The 22,343-nt window shown below is 35.4% G+C and carries 20 protein-coding genes; 1 reads left to right on the top strand and 19 read right to left on the bottom strand.

Features of this window, described 5'->3' with window-relative positions; genetic code table 11:
• Window positions 1-3 precede the first annotated feature (3 nt).
• The 17 genes from VB248_RS00100 to VB248_RS00020 form a co-directional block, all read right to left on the bottom strand.
• Window positions 4-273: a hypothetical protein gene (locus tag VB248_RS00100; protein WP_323294701.1), complete on the bottom strand. Its 270-nt coding sequence runs from the start codon at window positions 271-273 to the stop codon at window positions 4-6.
• A gap of 22 nt (window positions 274-295) precedes the next feature.
• Window positions 296-838, bottom strand: coding sequence for a DUF420 domain-containing protein (locus VB248_RS00095; RefSeq protein ID WP_323294700.1), 543 nt, complete (start codon window positions 836-838; stop codon window positions 296-298).
• A gap of 30 nt (window positions 839-868) precedes the next feature.
• Entirely contained in the window at window positions 869-1,594 is a 726-nt protein-coding gene (locus tag VB248_RS00090; RefSeq protein WP_323294699.1) for an SCO family protein, read from the bottom strand.
• 89 nt (window positions 1,595-1,683) lie between these two features.
• Window positions 1,684-2,001 carry a cytochrome C oxidase subunit IV family protein gene (locus VB248_RS00085; protein WP_323294698.1) on the bottom strand — a complete coding sequence of 106 codons (318 nt, stop codon included), beginning with the start codon at window positions 1,999-2,001 and terminating at the stop codon, window positions 1,684-1,686.
• A gap of 27 nt (window positions 2,002-2,028) precedes the next feature.
• Entirely contained in the window at window positions 2,029-2,787 is a 759-nt protein-coding gene (locus VB248_RS00080) for a cytochrome c oxidase subunit 3 (RefSeq protein WP_323294697.1), read from the bottom strand.
• A gap of 53 nt (window positions 2,788-2,840) precedes the next feature.
• Entirely contained in the window at window positions 2,841-3,434 is a 594-nt protein-coding gene (locus tag VB248_RS00075; protein WP_323294696.1) for a cytochrome c oxidase subunit 3, read from the bottom strand.
• 33 nt (window positions 3,435-3,467) lie between these two features.
• Window positions 3,468-4,355, bottom strand: coding sequence for a heme o synthase (gene cyoE / locus VB248_RS00070; RefSeq protein WP_323294695.1), 888 nt, complete (start codon window positions 4,353-4,355; stop codon window positions 3,468-3,470).
• 50 nt (window positions 4,356-4,405) lie between these two features.
• Window positions 4,406-5,386, bottom strand: a complete 981-nt coding sequence (locus VB248_RS00065; RefSeq protein ID WP_323294694.1) for a COX15/CtaA family protein — start codon at window positions 5,384-5,386, stop codon at window positions 4,406-4,408.
• 124 nt (window positions 5,387-5,510) lie between these two features.
• Complete coding sequence (locus VB248_RS00060) at window positions 5,511-7,394, bottom strand: cytochrome c oxidase subunit I (protein WP_323294693.1); 1,884 nt, start codon at window positions 7,392-7,394, stop codon at window positions 5,511-5,513.
• A gap of 37 nt (window positions 7,395-7,431) precedes the next feature.
• Window positions 7,432-8,541: a cytochrome c oxidase subunit II gene (locus VB248_RS00055; protein WP_323294692.1), complete on the bottom strand. Its 1,110-nt coding sequence runs from the start codon at window positions 8,539-8,541 to the stop codon at window positions 7,432-7,434.
• A gap of 92 nt (window positions 8,542-8,633) precedes the next feature.
• Window positions 8,634-9,953, bottom strand: coding sequence for a quinol:cytochrome C oxidoreductase (locus VB248_RS00050; RefSeq protein ID WP_323294691.1), 1,320 nt, complete (start codon window positions 9,951-9,953; stop codon window positions 8,634-8,636).
• Between the two features lie 86 nt (window positions 9,954-10,039).
• On the bottom strand, window positions 10,040-10,657 hold the full coding sequence (locus VB248_RS00045) for a c-type cytochrome (protein WP_323294690.1): 618 nt from the start codon (window positions 10,655-10,657) through the stop codon (window positions 10,040-10,042).
• A 56-nt stretch (window positions 10,658-10,713) separates the two neighbouring features.
• Window positions 10,714-11,238 carry a DUF3341 domain-containing protein gene (locus VB248_RS00040; RefSeq protein WP_323294689.1) on the bottom strand — a complete coding sequence of 175 codons (525 nt, stop codon included), beginning with the start codon at window positions 11,236-11,238 and terminating at the stop codon, window positions 10,714-10,716.
• A gap of 57 nt (window positions 11,239-11,295) precedes the next feature.
• Window positions 11,296-12,705: an NrfD/PsrC family molybdoenzyme membrane anchor subunit gene (gene nrfD, locus VB248_RS00035; protein ID WP_323294688.1), complete on the bottom strand. Its 1,410-nt coding sequence runs from the start codon at window positions 12,703-12,705 to the stop codon at window positions 11,296-11,298.
• Between the two features lie 113 nt (window positions 12,706-12,818).
• Window positions 12,819-15,902 (bottom strand): TAT-variant-translocated molybdopterin oxidoreductase, encoded by a 3,084-nt coding sequence (locus VB248_RS00030; protein WP_323294687.1) that lies wholly within the window; start codon window positions 15,900-15,902, stop codon window positions 12,819-12,821.
• 71 nt (window positions 15,903-15,973) lie between these two features.
• Window positions 15,974-17,179: a cytochrome c3 family protein gene (locus VB248_RS00025; RefSeq protein ID WP_323294686.1), complete on the bottom strand. Its 1,206-nt coding sequence runs from the start codon at window positions 17,177-17,179 to the stop codon at window positions 15,974-15,976.
• Window positions 17,180-17,898: 719 nt separating this feature from the next.
• Window positions 17,899-19,203: a D-alanyl-D-alanine carboxypeptidase/D-alanyl-D-alanine-endopeptidase gene (locus tag VB248_RS00020; protein WP_323294685.1), complete on the bottom strand. Its 1,305-nt coding sequence runs from the start codon at window positions 19,201-19,203 to the stop codon at window positions 17,899-17,901.
• A 279-nt stretch (window positions 19,204-19,482) separates the two neighbouring features.
• Between VB248_RS00020 and VB248_RS00015 the strand changes: the two genes are divergently transcribed.
• Window positions 19,483-20,544, top strand: a complete 1,062-nt coding sequence (locus tag VB248_RS00015; protein WP_323294684.1) for a ferredoxin--NADP reductase — start codon at window positions 19,483-19,485, stop codon at window positions 20,542-20,544.
• A 252-nt stretch (window positions 20,545-20,796) separates the two neighbouring features.
• Here VB248_RS00015 and VB248_RS00010 read toward each other — a convergent pair whose 3' ends face one another.
• Both VB248_RS00010 and VB248_RS00005 read right to left on the bottom strand, forming a co-directional pair.
• Window positions 20,797-21,816 (bottom strand): SDR family oxidoreductase, encoded by a 1,020-nt coding sequence (locus VB248_RS00010; RefSeq protein ID WP_323294683.1) that lies wholly within the window; start codon window positions 21,814-21,816, stop codon window positions 20,797-20,799.
• A gap of 76 nt (window positions 21,817-21,892) precedes the next feature.
• Window positions 21,893-22,213, bottom strand: a complete 321-nt coding sequence (locus VB248_RS00005) for a Crp/Fnr family transcriptional regulator (protein WP_323294682.1) — start codon at window positions 22,211-22,213, stop codon at window positions 21,893-21,895.
• Window positions 22,214-22,343: the final 130 nt, after the last annotated feature.

The raw sequence follows: 22,343 nt of genomic DNA, 5'->3' as shown, positions 1-22,343 counted from the left end.
TTATTAGCTAAATGCTTTGCGTAATCGCTGACGCAAAATCCTTTCTGCTGACATATTTTTCTTTGAACTTCTCCACCATAAATACCCAATTACCATTACAATTAAGTATGGTGTAACCAATAAGTACAAAATGGCAAAATTCAGGTTGGAAGCAATTTGGCTTCTACCGTTTGAAACTGTACTCTCAACTGTCATTCTACACATGGCACATTGAGCAAGGCTTATCGTTTGACAAGCCAACAATATCAGTGAAGTTAAGATAAGCTTTTTCATTTTATTCTTTTAAAATTATCTGCTAATTACTGTAATACGGCGAAATCATTAAATAAACGATTACTCCCGAAACCGAAACATAAAGCCACAAAGGGAAAGTCCATTTCACAATTTTCTTATGCTCCTCAATTTGGTTACTTAATGCAAAATAAACTGCTTTTAAAACAAACCAAACCACCCCAATCGAAAGCCCAATATGTGAAATCAATAAGGTATAATAAATTGGTCGAATCAATCCTTCACCACCAAATGGTGTAGATGGATTAGAGATGTGATACAAAATATACAACACTAAAAACAAAGAACCTTGAATAAATGAAAGATACATCATTCGTGTATGTCCGGCAATGTTGTTACTTTTCACGAAAATGAAACCAAGCATCAAAGTAATTGAAGTAGTTGTATTTAATATTCCAATTATGTGTGGTAATATTTTAGTCCAACTTCCTAAATCAATCTTAGTTCTAATTCCGATTAGTAAAGCCACGGCTAAAGGAATGGCTATTGCCAAAACATTTACCAACTTTTCGTTCTTCTTGTTTTTTTCTAATTTGATTGAAGCCATCTTCTGTATTTCAGTTGTTGTGATTAGATTTTAACTTGCTGTTTGGTATATTTTTATTAATACTCTCATTTCTAAAATCAAACGGTCAACATCCTTTTTATTAGTACCATCGTAAAAACCTCTGATGTGTCCTTCCTTGTCCACTAATATTAACTTTTCTGAGTGTATAAATGTTTCATCAGGGGCTTTAATCGCTTTATCATATTCCGACGCATCGGCTACTGGAATATAATAACCTTTTACAGCAAGTGGATAAATCACCTTTTTGTCACCAGTCAAAAAGTGCCACTTTCCGCTGATAGCATCATATTCTTTAGCATATTTTTGAAGCACTTCTGGCTCGTCGTAAAGAGGGTCAACCGAAATTGAAACAAAGTTTACATCTGCATTTTGAATAAAAGTATCTTGTACTCTTGTCAATTGCGTTGACATTTTTGGGCAAATAGAAGTACAACGAGTAAAGAAAAAATCTGCTACATAAATTTTTCCTTTTAACGTTTTACTTGAAAAAGCCTTTCCATTTTCATCTTTCAATTCCCATTCTGGAATTGTATGAAAAACGGTATCCATTTCTGGCTGATTCCATCTTGGATTCGGATTTTTCTTCATCAACACATTTCCAGTTGTTGAATCCGTCAATGGAATCATATAAGGTAGTTCGTAGTGATTTTCACCGAAACCTTTTAAGTATAAAAAAATTAAAGCTGGAACAACTAATGCAGCGATTAGAATTCCAGCTTTGATTGTCTTTTGCATGATTATATTCTTTAATCAATTATAATAGAAGTCTAAAACTTGATTTTAGACTTCTAAAAACTTGTGCAAGTAGTCTAATTGAACGAAAATCAATAAAGGTGACCACCTTCATAAATCAATGCTATTAATAACCAAACAACGAAAATAGTTGGTATTAAAATAGCCCAGATTAATGTTTTTACTTCATGCTTTAAGTGCATAAATTCACCAACAATATAGAATGCTTTTACGATAGTCATTCCTGCGAAAATTGCAACTCTGATTCCGTTAGCAGGTAATGTAAATGCAATAATGAATTCGATAGCAGTAAGGATTAAAAGAATCCAGAATGTTTTCCAAATCGCAGCAGTTTGTGGTGCTGGTATTACTTTCTCCTCAGAGTGAGATGAATGTCCGTGTGATGCCATTTTTATATGAGATTAACTGAATCTAAATTAAACAAGATAGAAGAAGGTAAATACGAATACCCAAACTAAATCTACAAAGTGCCAGTAAAGACCTACTTTCTCAACCATTTCATAATGTCCACGACGGTCATATAAACCTGTTGCTGTATTGAAGAAAATTAAGATATTCAATACCACACCTGAGAATACGTGTGTTCCGTGGAAACCAGTAATGAAGAAGAATAAATCAGCAAATGCAGGAGGGCCGTATGGGTTACGAACCAAGTTTGCACCCTCTATTGGGTTGCCAAGAGCATCTTTAGCAGCAAGTGCTAAATCTTCTGGGCCATGGATAAAGTGTGACCATTCCCAAGCTTGAGAACCTAAGAAAGTAAAACCACCGATAATAGTCCAAAGCATCCATTTTTCAACGTCAGCACGGTCGCCACGATGACCAGCCTCAACAGCTAATACCATAGTAACTGAACTAAAAATCAAGATAAAAGTCATGATTCCGACAAATACTAATGGAGCTTCTACCCCATGTAAAAATGGAACAGCTTCAAATACTTTATCAGGAATTGGCCAGTGAGTTGTTGAGAAAAAGAATTTCTCATGTACTCCCTCGTATGCTTGCTGGCTAAAGCGAATCATACCGTAAGTTACTAATAAGGCTGAAAATGTGAAAGTATCCGAAAGTAGGAAAAACCACATCATTAGTTTTCCATAACTTGCTTTCAAAGGCTCTGAACCACCCGACCATGTCAATTTCTCAGGAACGGCAGAAGCAGCGTGTAATGCAGACATCTTTTATTTTTTTTGGTTTACAATTAATTTAAAACTTCGCTAATTTATAAAGATTAACGATTGAAATACAAGAAAAAGAATAAATACACCCAAAGTATATCCAAAAAATGCCAATAAGTAGCACATAATTGGATTCTGGTAAGATTTTTTGATTCGGCTGTAAATCTGAATGAAGAAACAAGCGAAACCAATAGTACAACTAATCCAGAAATAACGTGAACACCGTGTAAACCTACCAATACATAAATCCACGAAGCGGCAATATCACTACCTGCAAAATATAATTGATTTTCTATCAAATCAGAGAAACCTATTACTTGTGTTGCTAAAAAACACAACCCGAACACAAAAGTAATAGAAATTGCGGTTTTGAGTACAGTGAAGTTATTTTTTTTTGCAGCTTTTACTGCTAAAATCATAGAGATACTACTTACAAAAAGTATTGCCGTTGAATACCAAAAGATATTTGGCAATTCGAATTCATGCCATCTTCCTTCTGCTTTTCTAACTAAATAGCCAGAAGTCCAGCCTGCAAACATCATCGTAATTGATACGATTGCTAACCAGAGCATGAATTTTTTGGGGTTCATCGAGAGCGTTTCCTCTGGCTCACCCACTTTTATATCTGCTAAATGTTCTTGTGTCATGGTATTGAATATCAATTTAACTGTTTTTGGAAATTATATTTTGTCCATTAAATAAGCGATTTGAACAATCGGTAGATAAATAAATGACCCAAACATCATCATCAAAGCAGCCCTATCGGTAGGTTTTGACATCAGGTAAAATGTTTGTGATAAAAACAAAACACCACAAAGTACCGCTACCATCGCCGAATTTATTCCAGTCATGTGTAATAAATAAGGAACAAAACCACAAGGAACTAAGAAAATGGTATAAATCATTATTGTAATGGCGGTTCTCAAATCCTTATGACCATTGTTGGGAAGCATTTTAAAGCCAGCTTTCTGATAATCTTCATCTGCCACCCAAGCAATTGCCCAAAAGTGAGGAAACTGCCAGAAAAACTGAATAGCAAATAAAATTCCTGGTTCTAAACCAAAATGATTGGTTGCAGCTACCCATCCAATCATTGGAGGGAAAGCTCCCGGTATTGCTCCTGCAAATACTGAAATTGGGCCAACTCTTTTAAGAGGTGTATAAACAAATCCATAGAGGAAAAAACTTATTACACCCAATAATCCAGCTTTGAAATTAAATTCTACAAAAAGTATATAACTTGATAAAACAAATAAGATAACACAAAAAACAAGTGCTTCATTAACCGTTAATCTTCCAGTTGGTAACGGACGATTTTGTGTCCTCTTCATCAATTTGTCTAACTCAATTTCTTTGATTTGGTTAACAATATTTGCCGCACCAGTAATAAAAAAACCTGCTAAACTTATCAAAGTTATTTTTCCCCAATCCAAGTAATCCACTGCCAAAGAGTAACCGAATGCCCCAGAAAAAGCCACCAGTAACGACAGTCTGAATTTTAATAATTCGTAATAAGCTTTTACTTTCAAAGCAAACCCGATAGAAACTTTATCCTCTGTTGAAGTCATTTTTAACGCATAAATCTAAAGGAGTACCTTAAATCTATGTTATAATTTGTTTATTTTAATTCAAATAAATGATTATGCTTACCGAAAACACTTGCTGAATTTACTAACAGAAGTATGATAAACTGAATCCCTAAAGAAATAATAGATAAGGTTAAATGAATAGGTTGGATATATGCAGGAACACCAAAGTAAGCCATAATTGCCCCAGTAAAAATTTCAATAACAACAATAGCGACTAAGGCTATCATGTATTTATAAATCAATCCTTGAGGTTTTATGTTCTTTTTAATTAACCAAATCAAATAGATATGGAAGCCCAAAATAACCAAAGAATAAGTTCTATGAATATAAAAAGGAAGCCCCATTTGCTCTATCCAAGTGTTTCTATTGTAACTAAACACTGGATTAGCAATTACTCTATCTATCGCTTCTCTTACTTGCGTTCCAAGCAGTACTTGTAAAGTTGACAGTACAAGCGTAATAATTATTACTTTATTTAGTTGACTTTTGTTTTGAATTGTCTCTGCATTAATTACTTCGGACCAAGCTCTCGCTATGGAATAAAGAATCACAAAGATAACTAAAACAGCTAATAACATGTGTAAAGTTACTACACCTGGCTTTAGAAAAGAATCAACTACAAATTTTCCTAAAACACCATTAGCTCCAATCAATACAACACTCAGAAAAGATAAAAAAACAATTACTTTATCTTTCTTAAAATATGAGAAGAGAGAGACAACAAACGTAGCCAAAACCAATATTCCAGTAATAGCTCCCAGCAATCTATTCACATATTCAATCCACGTTTTGGTAGCGTTAAATTCTACTTCTCCATGTAATTTAGCCCCATAAATTTCTTGATAATTGGCTGGTAACTCACTCACATGGGTAGGTGGAATATATCTCCCAAAGCATTTTGGCCAATCGGGACAGCCCATTCCAGAGCCTGTACTTCTCACGATTCCACCTGCTAATACTAATAAATAAACTGTAATGATAGTAACTATTCCTAACTTTCTAAAAACCATTTCCTGAAGTATTAATAGAATTTCATTCTATTCTATGAAATCATTACAAATAAAAAATTGAGAACATATTAATTCATGGCGAAGCCTAAATTAACATATTCTCAATTTTAGAGTCAATTAGTTATTAATGGCTGTAAGATGAATTTTGCACATCTAATAAGCCTTCAATTTCTTTTTCTAAAGCAATCTCTTCATTCTCCTCTGGAAGATTTGATTCAGTAGTAGCCGAGTATGGAACATTTTGTGGGATAAAATCAACCGCCGAACCAGGCTTACTATAATCGTAAGGCCAACGATAAACAGCAGGGATTTCGCCAGGCCAGTTTCCATGACCAGGTTCAACTGGAGTAGTCCACTCTAAAGTAGTAGAGTTCCACGGATTTTGTGAAGCTTTCTTACCTTTGAAAATTGAGTAGAAGAAGTTGATTACAAATATTACTTGTGCTGTAAATGTTAGAATCGCTGCAATTGAGATAAACATGTTCATATCAAGAAAAGCTTCCATTCTTCCATTTCCTAATGCTGTAAATGAATAATAACGACGAGGGAAACCTGCTAAACCTACATAGTGCATTGGGAAAAATACACAGTAAACACCAATGAAAGTAGCCCAGAAGTGTGCATATCCAGCAGTTTTGTTCATCATTCTACCAAACATTTTAGGGAACCAGTGATAAACACCTGCCATTAATCCGAAGAATGAAGCAGCACCCATTACCAAGTGGAAGTGAGCTACTACGAAATATGTATCGTGTAAGTTAATATCAAGTGCAGCATTACCCAAAATGATACCTGTTAAACCTCCAGAAATAAATAGAGAAACAAGACCAATTGAGAACAACATTGCTGGAGTGAAGATAATGTTACCTCTCCATAGTGTTGTAATGTAGTTAAATGCTTTTACAGCTGATGGAACAGCAATGATAAGCGTTAGGAACATAAATACTGAACCTAAGAATGGATTCATACCAGTAACAAACATGTGGTGAGCCCAAACAATAAACGCAAGCATTGTAATACCCATCATTGAACCAATCATTGCACGGTAACCGAAGATTGGTTTACGAGCGTTAGTAGCAATAATTTCTGATGTAATACCCAAAGCTGGAAGTAATACAATATATACCTCTGGGTGACCTAAGAACCAGAATAAATGTTGATAAAGAATCGCCGAACCACCTACGTTTGGTAAAGCCTCTCCACCAATATAAATTTCTGATAAATAGAATGATGTACCAAAGCTACGGTCAAAAATCAATAATAATGCTGCTGATAACAATACAGGGAATGATAACAAACCTAAAATAGCTGTAAAGAAGAATGCCCAGATTGTCAAAGGTAATTTTGTGAAAGACATACCACGAGTACGTAAATTAATTACAGTACAAATGTAGTTGATACCCCCCATTAATTGTGACACGATAAACAAAGCCATACTTGTCAACCAAAGTGTCATACCTAAGCCAGAACCTGGCATAGCTTGTGGTAATGCACTTAGAGGAGGATAAATTACCCAACCACCTGATGCAGGACCTGTCTCAATAAAGATTGACGAGAACATTACAACTGAAGCTAAGAAGAAGAACCAATATGACAACATATTGATAAAGCCTGAAGCCATATCTCTTGCACCAATCTGTAATGGAATTAAGAAGTTCGAGAAAGTACCTGATAAACCTGCTGTCAATACAAAGAATACCATGATAGTACCGTGCATTGTAACAAGAGCTAAATAAAACTCTTTCTCTAACTTTCCATCAACAATCCACTTTCCTAATACTGGTTTCAACCAAGTTAAATCCATATCAGGAAAACCTAATTGCAAACGGAAAATAATTGACATAGCACCTCCGAAGAAAGCCCAGATGATACCTGTAATCAAATACTGCTTTGCAATAGTTTTGTGGTCTTCAGAGAAAATATACTTTTGAACGAAGCCTAACTCGTGATGCTCATGTTCATGCTCGTGTGCATGAGCGTCTGTTGCGTTTAGTGTCGCAGTTGCCATAATTTATAAAAATTTATTCTTGGTTGAATAAGTAATTTTAACGTAAAGCGGCTGTACCAGCAGCAGCTGTTTCTGTTGATGTTGTAGTACTATCAGATTCGGCAGCAGGAGCTTCAATATATTTTTGAGCTTTCGCTTTGAACTTTTCAGGTACTTTAGCTAAAAAATCTGGATTCTGAGTCAAGAAAGGTTTTTGTTGTTTACACCAAGCTGCATAGTCAGCAGGTTCGTCAACAAAAACTGTGATTGCCATCCCAAAGTGACCGCTACCACAAATTTCTGTACAGTTCAATTTGTAGTTAAATTCTGGATTACCTGTTTTATAACGCATCTCTTCAGTTGAAATGGTTGGAACAAACCAGAATTTAGTTGGCATACCTGGTACTGCATCCATTTTAACACGCTGATAAGGTAAATAAACAGAGTGTAAAACGTCTTGAGCCTTAATTTTCAACAAAACAGGCACTCCTTTAGGAATGTGCATTTCGTTTGCTGTAAAGTCATCAAATGATTTCTCATCAGAAAAATCAATACCAATGCTATTTGTAGGATCAATCAATTTGTAGTTACTGTTTCCTAATTTATTGTCATCATTACCTGCATAACGAACATACCAACCAAATTGATGACCAGTAACTTCAATAACAACTGCATTCTCTGGTGCTTGAGCAGTAATGTCTCTCCAAGTTCTCCAACCTGTAAATACTAAAACTGCCATAACAATTGCTGGAATTACTGTCCAAATCAACTCTAACTTGTGGTTTACAGGATAGAAAGTTGCAACATTTCCTTTTTTGTAACGATAAATAAAAGAGAAAATGAACAACAGAGCATTTGTTACAAAGAAAGCAAATGTGATGATTCCCATTGAAATCCAAAACATTTTATCAGTTTGAACTCCATGTTCTGAGGCTGCCACTGGTAAAAAATCTGGTTTTGCATGAATAAATGACCATGCAGCACCAATTGACCCTAAAACCAAGAATACAACCAGACCAATAGCATTTGAATTATTAGCACCATCTAAAGGTATTTCAGCATTTTGATCGTTACTCTGAATACCTTTTGAAAGAGCTATACTCTTGTTGACAATGATTATTGCCAATATCAAGAACACTATCGACAAAAGACCTATTAAATACGTCATGTTCGTAAATTAATTTTGATTATAAATTCTAAATAATATGTTCATCAAAAATGTTTAGTGATGAAGCGATTTTTTTAGGAAAAACGCTTCTACTAAATATCGTGATGAAGTGCCTCTTCCAAAAATGGGTGATTCTTAGCCACTAAAGATGCTTTTGTCAATTCTGTAGAAATAACATAAATGAAAGCAGAAGCAAAAATAGTAACCATACCAAACTCAACTAAACCAAATCCTCCGTGTGGACCGATTGTTCCAGGCATAATCATTTGATAAAAATCAAAATAATGGCCTACGATAATGAAAGCACAACAAATCTTTAAGAATATTGGTGTTCTCTTTGCATCACGAGTCATCATTACCAAGAATGGGAAGAAGAAGTTGAACACAACATTAATAATTTCACTTGCTTTGTAGATTTTATTATGACCTTCCCAACGCTCTAAGAAGTAAATAGTTTCTTCAGGGAAGTTTGCATAGTAAATCAATAAGAATTGAGCAAACCAAACGTAAGTCCAGAAAATAGAGAATGCAAACATAAACTTACCTAAATCATGTAAGTGGTTGAAGTTTACATATTGCATATACCCTTTATCTTTCAACAAAAGAACTGTTAAAGTAATTGTTGCTAAACCTGTAACATGCCAAGAAGAGAACATATACCAACCAAACATTGTTGAGAACCAGTGTGTGTCAATTGACATAACCCAGTCCCATGCAGACATTGAACTTGAAATACCCATCAAAACGATGAAACCAGTAGCAATTTTCACCATTGAGTAGAAATTTTCATTTCCACCATTAAGGTCTTCTTCAATAGATTTTTTACGCATCCAGTTCCAAAGTACTAACCAAAGTACAAAGAAAACTACCATTCTACCCAAGAAGAAACCTTGATTCAAATAGCCTGATTTACCAGCAATAATTTTATCATAATGTTCACTCGTAGGGTCAGTAATTCCATGGTGCATCCAGTGGAAAATCACATCACCTTTGAAAATGAATGTTAAAAGCAATACAGGGCCTGTAATAAATAAGAATTTAGGGAAAGCCTCTGGAATTCTTTTTACAACAGATGACCAACCAGCTTTAGCTAAATATTGAATAGAAACGAAGAACATCCCGATTACAGATATTCCAGTAAAATATACACCATTAAGCCAAAGGTTAGCCCAAATACGATTTGTCCAATCGTAATCTCCATGGTGAGAAGTTGCTCCACCCGATAAGTGTTCGCCATGTTCTGCCACAGCGTGTGCAGCTTCGTGTCCTTCACCACGTGATAATAAGTAAACTCCAACTATGAGAGCCACAACTCCTGCCACAAAAGCATAAATGATTCTCTTGCGACCTTCCGCCGTGAACTCGAAGTATTCTTCGACGTTAGCTGGGGAAAAATGTGAATGTCCCGCCATTATACTTTAAATTTTGTAAGTTTGATTTTATATTGTAGGGAAGTTTTCAATTAAAAACTTCTTAGTGATTGCTAATCAAAAGCTATTTATTGCTTTTGTAATTCATGAACATACAACACAATTTTCCAACGGTCAGCAGATGAAATTTGTGAACCATGAGCCCACATACGGCCTTTACCATGAGTAATTGTATGATAGATATGACCATCATTCAATGTTTTCAAGGCATCTGATGAATACACAGGAACACCTTTATACATTTTAGCAACTAAGCCATCACCTTTTCCACCTTCACCATGACAATGAATACAGAATCTTTCATATTGCTCTTTACCAGCTTCGATGTTTTTCTCAGTCGGTGCAAATGGGTTTGATAACAAAGCTTCAGATGATGCCATATCTCCAGATTTAATATTACGAGAGATTAAATCCATTTGAAGTAATTTTGCATTTACAGAATCACTTTGTGTTAAACCATAGCTACGACGAGGAACAGTCCCTTTTACTGGTAAACGCATATTCATTCCGTAAGGATTAATATGGTTGGTGTCTCCTTCTGTTTGTGACATTGGTTCGTATGCAACCGAATGATACATATTCGGGGCAAACTCAGTACCTGAGTCGTTATGTTTATCTCCGCAAGCCGTTACTGCAAAAGCAATAACTCCACTCATCAACAGACTTTTAGTTTTATTAGTAAACATAATTTTAGAAATATTTTTTTCGTCAATCACTCAAATTTATCTTTAAGTGACATAAACTAAAATTGCTTAACGTTCACTTCGATTGCACCAGTTGCTTTCAAAATTGATTCAATTTCGGATTCTGACTTTTTATTTTTAGCCATGTTAACCGTTAAAATGAATCTATCGTCAGTACTTCTCAAGTCAAACGTTTTTGGTTGTTTTCCTGGCCATAAGCTATTTGAAACTAAGAATGTTCCTACCATACCAAAAGCCGTAAACAATACTGTACCTTCAAAAGAAACTGGAATCCAGTCTGGCAAAGCGAAGAAATCTTTACCACCGATAATCATCGGCCAGTCAAAAACCATTGTATAGTTGATTAATGAAAATAGACAAGTAAGTCCTAAACAACCAAACATAAAGGCTGCAATTGGAATACGTGTACGTGGATGCCCGATGGCTACGTCTAATCCGTGAATTGGAAATGGAGTATAAACTTCTTCAATTTTCACTCCGCTATTTTTAACTGTTGTTACAGCATGCAAGACTTCCTCATCATCGTCATATACTCCTACTAAATATCTTTCTGTTGAATCCATTGTTTGAATCTTTATTCTGTTTTGTAATTAGTTCTTAATGAATCTAAATGATAAATACTAATGTACGCTTTCTTTAGATTTTTCTCCGCCTGATTTTTTCTTAAAAGGATAGTTCGTTGAAACGCCTTTCATTACTGACTTTACTTCAAACATGTTGATTACAGGTAAGAATTTAGCGAACAAGAAGAACAACGTAAAGAATAAACCAAATGAGAAGATATAGTCACCAATATCATACATTGTTGGCGAGAACATTGCCCAAGAAGATGGGATGTAGTCACGGTGCAATGAAGAAACAATGATTACAAAACGCTCAAACCACATACCGATGTTTACAATCACAGATAAGATGAAAGATACAAGGATACTTGTTCTTAACTTTTTGAACCAGAAAAGCTGTGGAGAGATTACGTTACAGCTCATCATCATCCAATATGCCCACCAATAAGGACCAGTAGCACGGTTGATGAAACAGTAGCTTTCATATTCAACTCCTGAGTACCAAGCGATAAAGAACTCTGTTAAATAAGCAATACCTACAATTGAACCTGTTACTGTTATGATGATGTTCATCATTTCAATGTGTTCAATAGTAATATAATCTTCTAATTTGAATACAACACGAGTAATCAATAAAAGAGACTGTACCATTGCGAAACCAGAGAAAATAGCTCCTGCTACGAAATAAGGAGGGAAGATTGTAGTATGCCATCCAGGAATTACTGAAGTAGCAAAGTCCATAGATACAATCGTGTGTACAGAAAGTACAAGTGGAGTTGAGATACCAGCTAAAATTAATGATACGTATTCATAACGTGCCCAAGTTTTCGCTGAACCATTCCAACCTAAACTGAATAATCCGTACCAGAATTTTGATGCTTTTGTTTGAGCTCTATCACGGATAGTTGCTAGGTCAGGAACAAGTCCCATGTACCAGAATACTAATGATACTGATAAATATGTTGAAATAGCAAATACGTCCCAAACTAATGGAGAGTTAAAGTTTACCCATAAAGAACCGAATGTATTTGGTAATGGAAGTGCCCAGTGGAATAACCATGGACGACCCATGTGTGCCAAGATAAATGATGCTGCACAAAGTACGGCAAAAATCGTCATCGCTTCCGCAGCACGGTTAATAGATGTTCTCCATTTCTGACGAAACAATAAAAGTACAGCAGAAATCAAAGTACCAGCGTGACCGATACCTACCCACCATACGAAGTTGGTAATATCCCAAGCCCAACCAACTGTTTTATTGAGACCCCAAACTCCAATTCCTTGCCACCATGTCCAGAATAGACAATAAGCACCGTAAGCAAAAACAACGAGAGATACTCCAAAAGCAATTTTCCATTCTTTTGTTGGAGCTCCTTCTACTTGCTTACAAATATCATTTGTAACGTCGTGATAAGATTTACCGCCTGAAACGAGGGTTTCTCTTATGGGTGATACTACGTGCGACATATTTTAATATTTGATAGTTTTAATTTCAGTGATGGTTCGATAATTAATTTTCTTGTAGAGTGAGTAAGTTTTGGTTACTCACTCACTCTATCAAATAATAATTCTCGACAATATTATACGTGTTCTTTATGCTCTACTTTTGCTTCTTCTTTCTTAAGTACTTCCTCTTTGTTTCGGATTTTCACTAAGTAAGAAATATTTGGCTTAACATTGATTTCTTCAATTACACCAAATGCACGACCTTTATGTTCAACTGCCAACAATTTAGAGATTTCTGATGTTTCATCATTCATATCTCCAAAAGTGATAGCATTAGTTGGACAAGATTGAGCACAAGCAACTTGAATTTCTCCGTCTTTCGGTCTTCTCTTCTCCTTTTTAGCTTCTAATTTACCAGCTTGGATACGTTGAACACACATTGAGCATTTTTCCATAACTCCACGTGAACGAACTGTTACGTCTGGGTTGATAACCATACGTCCTAAATCGTTATTGAAGTGGAAATCATACTCATCTGTTTGATAGTAACGGAACCAGTTGAAACGACGCACTTTATATGGACAGTTGTTTGCACAATAACGTGTACCGATACAACGGTTGTAAGTCATTTGGTTAAGACCTTCAGAAGAGTGAGTTGTTGCCAATACTGGACAAACTGTTTCACAAGGAGCATTATTACAATGTTGACATAACATTGGTTGGAATACCACTTCTGGATTTTCAGAAGCATATTCTAAACCTTTTACATCTTCAACATCAGCATCAGAAGAATAATAACGGTCGATACGCATCCAGTGCATTTCACGACGATTGATTACTTCTTGACGACCTACGACTGCAATATTGTTTTCAGCATTACAAGAAACTACACAAGCCGAACAACCTGTACAAGTGTTTAGGTCAATGACCATTCCCCATGCGTGGTTGTTGTATTTATGACCATTCCAGATAGAAATGTCCATTGTAGATTTCTTACCTTCTGCTGTTGAAATTTCTGGTTTAAAACGACCTGCTTCAACATTTTTCTTGTAAGCACTTAATACCGTTTCTTGAACTACAGCCTCACGAGCCATAACTGTGTTGTGAGTCTGAGTACGAGCGATTTTGGCAGTTTCTCCAGTAGCTTTTACTTGAACATCGCCTGTATTGAAATAAGCGATATTACCGTTTACCACTGAAGTTAATGGATAAGCATTTACACCAACACCATCAGCTGATTTACCTGCTTTTGTACGACCATAGCCGATTGCAATAGCAACAGTATCGTTTGCTTGACCTGGTTGAACAATAAATGGAAGTTTTACTGATTTTCCGTTTACTACTACTTCAACTTCAAGTGTATCTAATTCTACTTCTTGATCTAAGCCCAATTTTTTAGCAGTTGCTAAAGAAACTGTAGCGTAATTTCCCCAACAAGCTTTAGATACTGGCTCAGGACATTCTTGTAACCATGGGTTGTTAGCTTGAGAACCTGTACCCATTGTTACTTTTTCATAAACTGCTAATTCGATTTTATCAGAAGAAGCTTTATAATTTTTAGCAATAGCAGCAGCAGCCTCAGCAACATTTACAGAAGGAGTTGCAGCAGAGATAGCTGAACCAGCTTCGTAGATACCATCGTGTAATGCTTTTGACCATGCTACTTTTCCACCTAAAATACCAGTCCAGTTATTTTCAACATACGTTGCATAATCACCGTTCAAGCCTGCCCAAATTAATAAACTTGATTGTGCTTGACGAGTCTTGAAAATTGTTGAAATTGTTGGCTGAGTGAAAGAGAAGAAACCTTTTTTAGGTTCTGCATCATTCCATGATTCTAAGTAGTGAGAATCAGGAGTGTTATATTTACAAAGAGAGCCTGTTTCGTCTGCTCTATCATTTGTAGAGATTGTCAATCCAATTTTTGGTAATGCTTCAGCTAACTCAGCTCCACGTGGGTGGTTATAAACTGGGTTTGCGTTGTAGAAAATTACCGCTGCAATTTGTCCAGCTTTAGCTTCTGAAATGAATGTATTCATTTCAGCATCTGAACCTTGACGATAATTCACTGGACTACCTGCATCAATTGTTGAACCATAAGAGCCTAACAAAGCATTGATAGCTACAACTACTGATTGTACTGCTGGGTCGTTAGAACCAGACACTACTAAAGAAGCTCCTTTTGTCGCTACTAAATCTGCGGCAGCTTTGTCTAAATGATCAATTTTAACAGATGCTGCTGAAATTGAAGCACCACCTACTTTCGCTGCAACTGCGTTATAGAGAGCTGCTACTACTAAACCTTCTTGAGATGGTTTATAAGTAGCACGATAGTCAGCATTAGCACCAGTATTTGACATAATTGTCTCAAACTGATAGTGACGTGACATTTCTTTATTTCCACCTTCAGCTGAACTTACTCTACGAGTTTTAGCCCATTGACCAGCAAATTCTGCTGGAGCAATCCAAGTTCCTAAAAAGTCTGCACCAATCGAAACGATAGTTTTAGCTTTACTGAAATCAAAACTTGGTAAAACACCTCCGTTAGCTTGAACTAAACCTGATACTGAATTTGGATCGTAACTTACTAATTTAGTAGTAGGATATTTAGCAATAAATTCTCCAATTACTTTTTTAGTTGATGGTGACAAAATTGTATTCGACACAATTCTGATTTGTCCACCACGAGCAGCGATTTTTGCTAACTCAGCACTTACTTCTTTATCTATTGAAGCCCAGTCTGTTGCTTTTCCAGCAACTAAAGCTCCTTTTAATTTTTCATTGTCATAAAGGCTTAAAACTGAAGCCTGTACTCTTGCAGATAAAGCACCTTTGCTGATTGAAGAACTTTTATTTCCTTCAACCTTAATTGGGCGACCTTCACGAGTTTTAACCAAAACAGAAGCGTAATCACCACCATCAGTAAAAGTAGAAGCATACCAGTTGGCAATTGTTGGTTCTACATCTTCTGGTTTATTCAAATAAGGGATAGTCTTTTTCACTGGTGCTTCACAAGCCGCCAATGTAACTGCTGATACGCCAAAACCTAAAACTTTTAAAAAGTCACGGCGATTGGTGTTTGTACCATCAATAATAGCTTCACCTTTTTCATCTGTTGTAGGGGCATCTCCAAATTCACGATGAGCATACTTTACAAATTCTGCTTCATTAGTCAATTCCTCAAGCCCTCTCCAATATCGTTTTGTATTATTTTCCATATATCCTAATATGTATAACGAAATATCTTGATTATAAACTTAAAATGTCAATACTTAACAAATCAATATGATTAATAGTGACATTTTGAACACTCTAAACCTCCGATGTTTTGAACTTTCAAAGGCTCTTTGTTTTCTTTATTATGCAATTCTACTAACTTGTCGTAGTAAGCATTGTCTTTTGTATTAACTTCTGTCTTTCTGTGACAGTCGATACACCAACCCATTGTAAGAGTAGAGCGTTGTTCTACTACTTCCATTTTGTTGATTTCTCCATGACAATTTGTACACTCTAAACCGCCAACATTGGTATGTTGTGAGTGGTTAAAGTATGCTAAATCAGGCAAGTTATGAACACGAACCCATTGAATTGGCTCGTCGTTCTCAAGAGAACGATAAATTTTCTGAATTTCAGGAGATTCACGCTTAATTGTATTGTGGCAGTTCATACAAATGTTTGCAGAAGGAATGTTTGCGCCTTTTCCTTTGTAAACACCTGTGTGACAGTAGTTACAGTTGATTTCGTACTGCCCAGCGTGTAATTTGTGAGAGAATTGAATTGGTTGCTCTGGAGCATAACCTTGGTGAATACCTACACCATAAGCTGTATCAATAGTAGCTTTACCAATCAAAAGAGTAATTAATAATGCTGCACCCGTTTTAAATGCACTATTCGCAGCTAACTTTTTACCGTTTTCAGCAAGATTTTGAAAGAATGGAGTTTTAGATGCTTCTTCAGAATTAGGGTCAATTGAAGCTAATTTAGAAAGAGAAGAAACAATCGACAACAAGGCTACCAAAACCAAAACCATCACGCCTAACAATGCTACTAAAATGTATTGCATCATTCCGCCATTTTCAGAACCTGCTGCTGGAGCTGCTGCCGCTGGAGCTGAACCGTCTGCTGGAGCTGCCGCTGCTGGAGCTGCTTGAGCATCTACATAAGCAATAATACTTTTAATCTGAGCTTCAGAATAACCCGGATAAGGAGTCATTTGAGCTTGATTGAACTTCTTGTAAAGGTCATTGGCGTATTTATCACCAGATGCAATAACTGCTTGTGGGTTATGTACCCATTTCACAATCCATTCCAATGGTCTTCTTTCGCTAATACCTTTTAAGCCAGGCCCTACTAAGGTTTCATCACTTGTGTTGTGACAAGCTGCACAGTTGTTTTTGAAAATTTGTTCACCTTCGGCGACGTCTTGTGCTTTCATCACAGTTGAGGCGAAGAAGCCTAAAACTGCCGTAAGAGCAACAATTTTCAAGCGTTTCATGGTTATCATAATCGTTTTATAACAGAACATTTATATAAAAGTACAAGATTTATTCAATTTACTATAAGATATGTTTGACCAACCCTTTTTATTAAAATGTAGAGAAGCAGAAGTGAACTTTATTTACCAAAATAACATTTAGATACTACTGCGGGTCACAAAAGTACAATTGGATTGTTTATGAACCAATTAATTTAATGTTCATTTTTTGCTAAATACATATCGCATCAATCAATTTAGAATCTTTCTAATCAAAATCTCAATATTGTTTTTTTCCGTTTGAAATTTACTTTGAAAGTATTGTATAATATTAAGAATATATTGGCTTAAAGATTTGTCGGCATAAAGATAATAATGCTTTTGATTTCTTTAATACTTTCAAAGGGCAATTCCTTAGTTTTTTGTCAAAAATCACACTTGATAAGTTTGATAAAATTAACTGTATTCAAAGTATGATTCTATGCTTTTAATGTTGATAAACTCTATCGAAAAAGTATTTAGCTTGTAAATTTTCAAGATTTGTTTTTTCGCTAATTTCCCTTTTGATATCGTATCTGATAAAAACTTTGTTAAGTGATTTTGTTTGGATAATCTCATTTAAAGTATTTTCTTTCTCGAAATTTATTGTTTCAATTTTTCAAATCGTACCTCTATATAATAAGGATTGTTGAAAGCACTTTTGAGCATCTACATTGAATAGCTGTGCTAAACATTCTTTACTAATTCTGTTCATAAACTTCCGTTAGAATCTTAGATACTTCCTTCCGAATTTCACTGCCAGATTTTAAGAAATTATTATTCATTATACTAAAAATGAGTACTCGCCCTTTTTTTGTCACTAAATAGCCACTTAAATTATAATTATTACTAAATGAACCAGATTTGGCAAAAATAAAGGCTTTGTCTGACTGACTAAGGTTTCTGATTGTGCCTGATTTGCCTGCGGCTGGCAACAATTTAAAAAGCCTTGCTTGTGGAACTGTGGCATAAATTTTTTGTAATAAAATAATGAAGTTTCGAGGTGTAAAAAGATTGTACCTTGATAAACCAGAACCATCTACCCATCTGGACGCATCGGGTAAATCTGTTAGAAACTGTTTCTTTACTTGTTCTATTCCTACGCTTACGCTCAGTTCACCAGCCAAAGCGTCGGCATTTAATAACATTAGATGTTCGGCTATCATGTTATCGCTTACGTGCAACATTCGTTGATACAAACTGTCTGACGGAAGACTGTAAAATACTTTCGTTGATTTTGGCAAGGGTTTATTGATAAGCGTTACTTCTTTTTTTAGGGTATCGCTCAAAAGTCCAACGATTACATCTGCTCCTGTTTTAAAAGGAACATCTTGTTCATAATTGGCTTTGATTGACTTTCCGGCAGGATAGCTAAATAAATTGGCTGACAAATCTCGCTGAACCGAAAACTCTTTGGAGTGCGACCAATTATATACTTTATTTTCAAAGAATTTTGGCGATACTTTTAATTGCGTTGGCGAATCGGCTGTAAAACGCACAAAATTGCCATAAAGTGGAAAAGCTGAAATTTCGGTTGCGTAATAATCGTTGTAGTCGTCCCAAGCCCAACCTTGTCCGTAAAATGAACCTGTAAAATTATCGTTGGAGAAGTAGAGTTTTTCAGTACGATTTTTCAAGAAATCATATACTTTACTTTTGGCTAAATCTGGATTTAAAAATGAAGGGTCGCCCGTTCCCCACAAAATCAGAGAATCGCCTGTTTTTTGATAATGAAAAGCGGGGATAGAATCGCCCAAAGATTTTAGGCTGGCATAAAAAGTAAAAAGTTTGGTATTGGATGCAGGCATAAAATAACGATTTGCCTGTTGTTCAAAAACCATCTTTTGTTCAGCAAGGTCGTAAAAGGCAATACCTGTATGATTTTGAGAAAATGCTTCTGAACTACGAATGAGGCGTTCGGTTGATTTTAAATTGATTTTATGAGTACTGCACGACAACAAAATTGCTGTACAAAAGATTACTAATAATTGAAGAGTTACTTTCATATTGAATGAGCTAATGATGAATTCAAAAATTATTTTGTGATGAAATTACCGTAAAGTACTCATTTTTTCCTTAAAAGAATTTTGTCAAATAGATTTTCGAGGAATACGCAAAAAATGATTTTTGTTATTTAAAGGCTTGTTTTTGATGGAATGTCAGATTGCGATGCTTCTGAAAGTATTTTCTTCATTACCTTTGTGAGGTATTTTTAAAAAGCTTAACCATTATTTTTATATAAATACCATTAATATCATCTAAAATTTACATTCCGTAATCATCAAATGTCTGTAAAATATTTTCATCTCACAGTAAAAGAAATAATTGAAGAAACGCCCGATACCAAAACTTTTACTTTCTGGCATCCTGTTCACCAATCGGTAAGTTATAAAGCAGGGCAATTTCTTACTTTGATACCTGTTATTAACGGTCAAAAAGTACGTCGTAGCTATTCAATGTCGAGCTCACCAAACAAGGATGCCTCTATTGCTGTAACCGTAAAAAGAGTACCCAATGGTTTGGTTTCAAATTATCTGTGTGATAATGTAAAAGTAGGTGACGCCATTGAAGTAATGGAACCAATGGGACATTTTGTGATTGAACCCAACCCAATGAAGGAACGTACCATTGTACTTTTTGGTGGTGGTTCAGGAATTACTCCATTGATGTCGATTCTGAAATCTGTATTACCTGTTGAACAAGGTTCAAAAGTATTTTTGGTTTATGGTTCAAGAGATGAAGAAAACATCATTTTCAAAAAACAATTAGCAGAATTAGAATTAAAATACGAGGGACGTTTTAAAGTACTCCACGTACTGACGAAACCTTCTTATACTTGGACGGGCTACAAAACTCGTATCAATCAAGCATCAACCGTTATCTTTTTAAAGCAAGATTTTGCTATCGACATCGCCAAAGCAGAGTACTATCTTTGTGGGCCAGAAGGAATGATGGAGCAAGTAGAAAATGCTCTAAACTTGTTTGATGTACCTAAAGAAAATATCCATAAAGAACACTTCGGTTCGACTGGAACGCATGAAATCACACAAGAAGAGGAAGATGAGTCTATCAAAGACCAAACCGTGACGATTCAATACGAAGGCAACGACTATCAAATACTTGTGAAAGCACACGAAACTATTCTGGAAGCTGCCTTGCGTGAAGACATCGACTTGCCTTATTCTTGTCAGGCAGGAATGTGTACGGCTTGTTTGGGCAAATGTGTATCAGGAAAAGTACACATGGACGAAGAAGATGGTTTGACAGACAAAGAGCTTCAACAAGGTTATATTCTTACTTGCGTAGCCCATCCAAAAACGGCTGGTGTAGTGATTGAGGTAGAGTAAATGATTAGACGATATAATAAAAATCCCCCAATCGGTTTGACTGATTGGGGGATTTTTTTGTGCCATTACTCGTGTCTCCACGAGCATTTTTGAAGTACACAAGTGAAGGAAATATTACTTGTGATGACATGAGCGTAAAAATAACACGATTTGTAAGTAAAATTTATCATTCTCTCGAAACCTGAGATACCATCATTTCGTAACTAAAATGTTTCTATTTGATTATAACCAAAATTATCTATCAATACTTTTTTATATTATTCCTTGCTTCAATAAACTTTCTGCAGTATCCACAACTGCTTTTTCTAATTCAATTGGTTGCCATTTCAATAGCTTTTTAATTTTTGAATTATCCACTTTTCTACTTGTTTCTAAATCATTTAAAATAGGTTTAGTTTCTTTATCAATGTTGCTGAAAAAACGTACCATAAAATTTGGCAATGTACCACTTGGTATTTTCTTAGTAGGATATTTATCTTTTAATATTTTAGCAATATCCGAGAAGGTTAAGTATCCATTTGTACACAAAAATCGCTCTCCTTTTGCTTCTTCAATTTCGATTGCATTTATAAAAGCTTGTGCAACAGAACGAACATCAACCATTTCATAGCCAATCTTAGGCATAGCTGGCATACTGCCATCTAAGAGTTTTTTTACAATGTTTGCAGATGTTCCAAAATCTTTTTCTAAAACCGGACCAAGTATAGCACCAGGTAAAATTGAAACCAATTCTGGTGCATTTGGGATTTGCTTTACAAAATCCCAAGCGGCTTTTTCAGCAATTGTTTTACTTCTAAAATAAGCTGTTGTGTCCTTTAAATTGGCAATGTTTGTCCAATCCTTTTCTGTAAAAATGCCTACCTTTTTATTGCCATAAACTGCAGCACCAGATGATGAAGTGATGACAACTCTTTTTACACCTGCTTTTGTTGCCGCATTCAATACATTTAATGTGCCTTGCTTTGCTGGAATAATTAATTCGTCATCTGATTTTGGTAGGGTAGTAGGGAAAGGCGAAGCAATATGTACAACGTAATCAATATTAGTAAGTGCCTTATCCCAATCGGCTTGAGGACTTGCTAAATCTATTTCAACAAAAGAAAGCATATTACCGTTGTTTGTATGCTCAACGATAGTTTTTTTAATTGCCTCTTTTCTGGAAAAATTTCGAATAGTTCCCACTACTGCATAGCCTTTTTTTAAAAAAGCGATGGCTGTATGAGAACCTAAAAAACCTGTAATTCCTGTGATTAATACTTTTTTGTTTTGCATATTATTTTATATTTAAAATGTAATGCAAAGGTGTATTGAGGGAGTAAAAAAATATTTGCCAAATGGCAAAAAATGATTAGCCTTTACGAATTCTGCTCAAAGAAGATTGCGTAACGCCTATGTATGAAGCTAACAATGATAAAGGAATACGATTTGCCAAATTTGGGTAAGTTTCCAAAAAACGATTATAACGAGTTATAGCATCTTCAGACATCATAGGACTAATTCTGTTTACTTTTTCCATCAAAGCTTTGGCTGTAATTTTACTAATGATTGCGTCCCAAGCAATAATTGTCATACTCAATTCTTTCATCGCCTCAAATGAAAAAGTGTACAATTCACAATCTGTAACCGCTTGTAAATATTCTGTTGCTGGTAATTGAGAAGAATAGGGCACCCTCCCTTTAGTTGTGTAAGTTGTTTTTTGAATTTCAATTGTTTTTGATTCTTTGGTCAAAAATAAGGTAAAATTGGTTGATAATAATTCCCCAGTTCTGGATTGGTTTTGTCCAAACTTTGGCTACTTC

Source organism: Arcicella rigui (genome assembly GCF_034929435.1).
Taxonomy (GTDB): domain Bacteria; phylum Bacteroidota; class Bacteroidia; order Cytophagales; family Spirosomataceae; genus Arcicella; species Arcicella rigui.
Note: the sequence above shows the minus strand (reverse complement) of the source record. Positions and strands in the feature narration are given on the sequence as shown.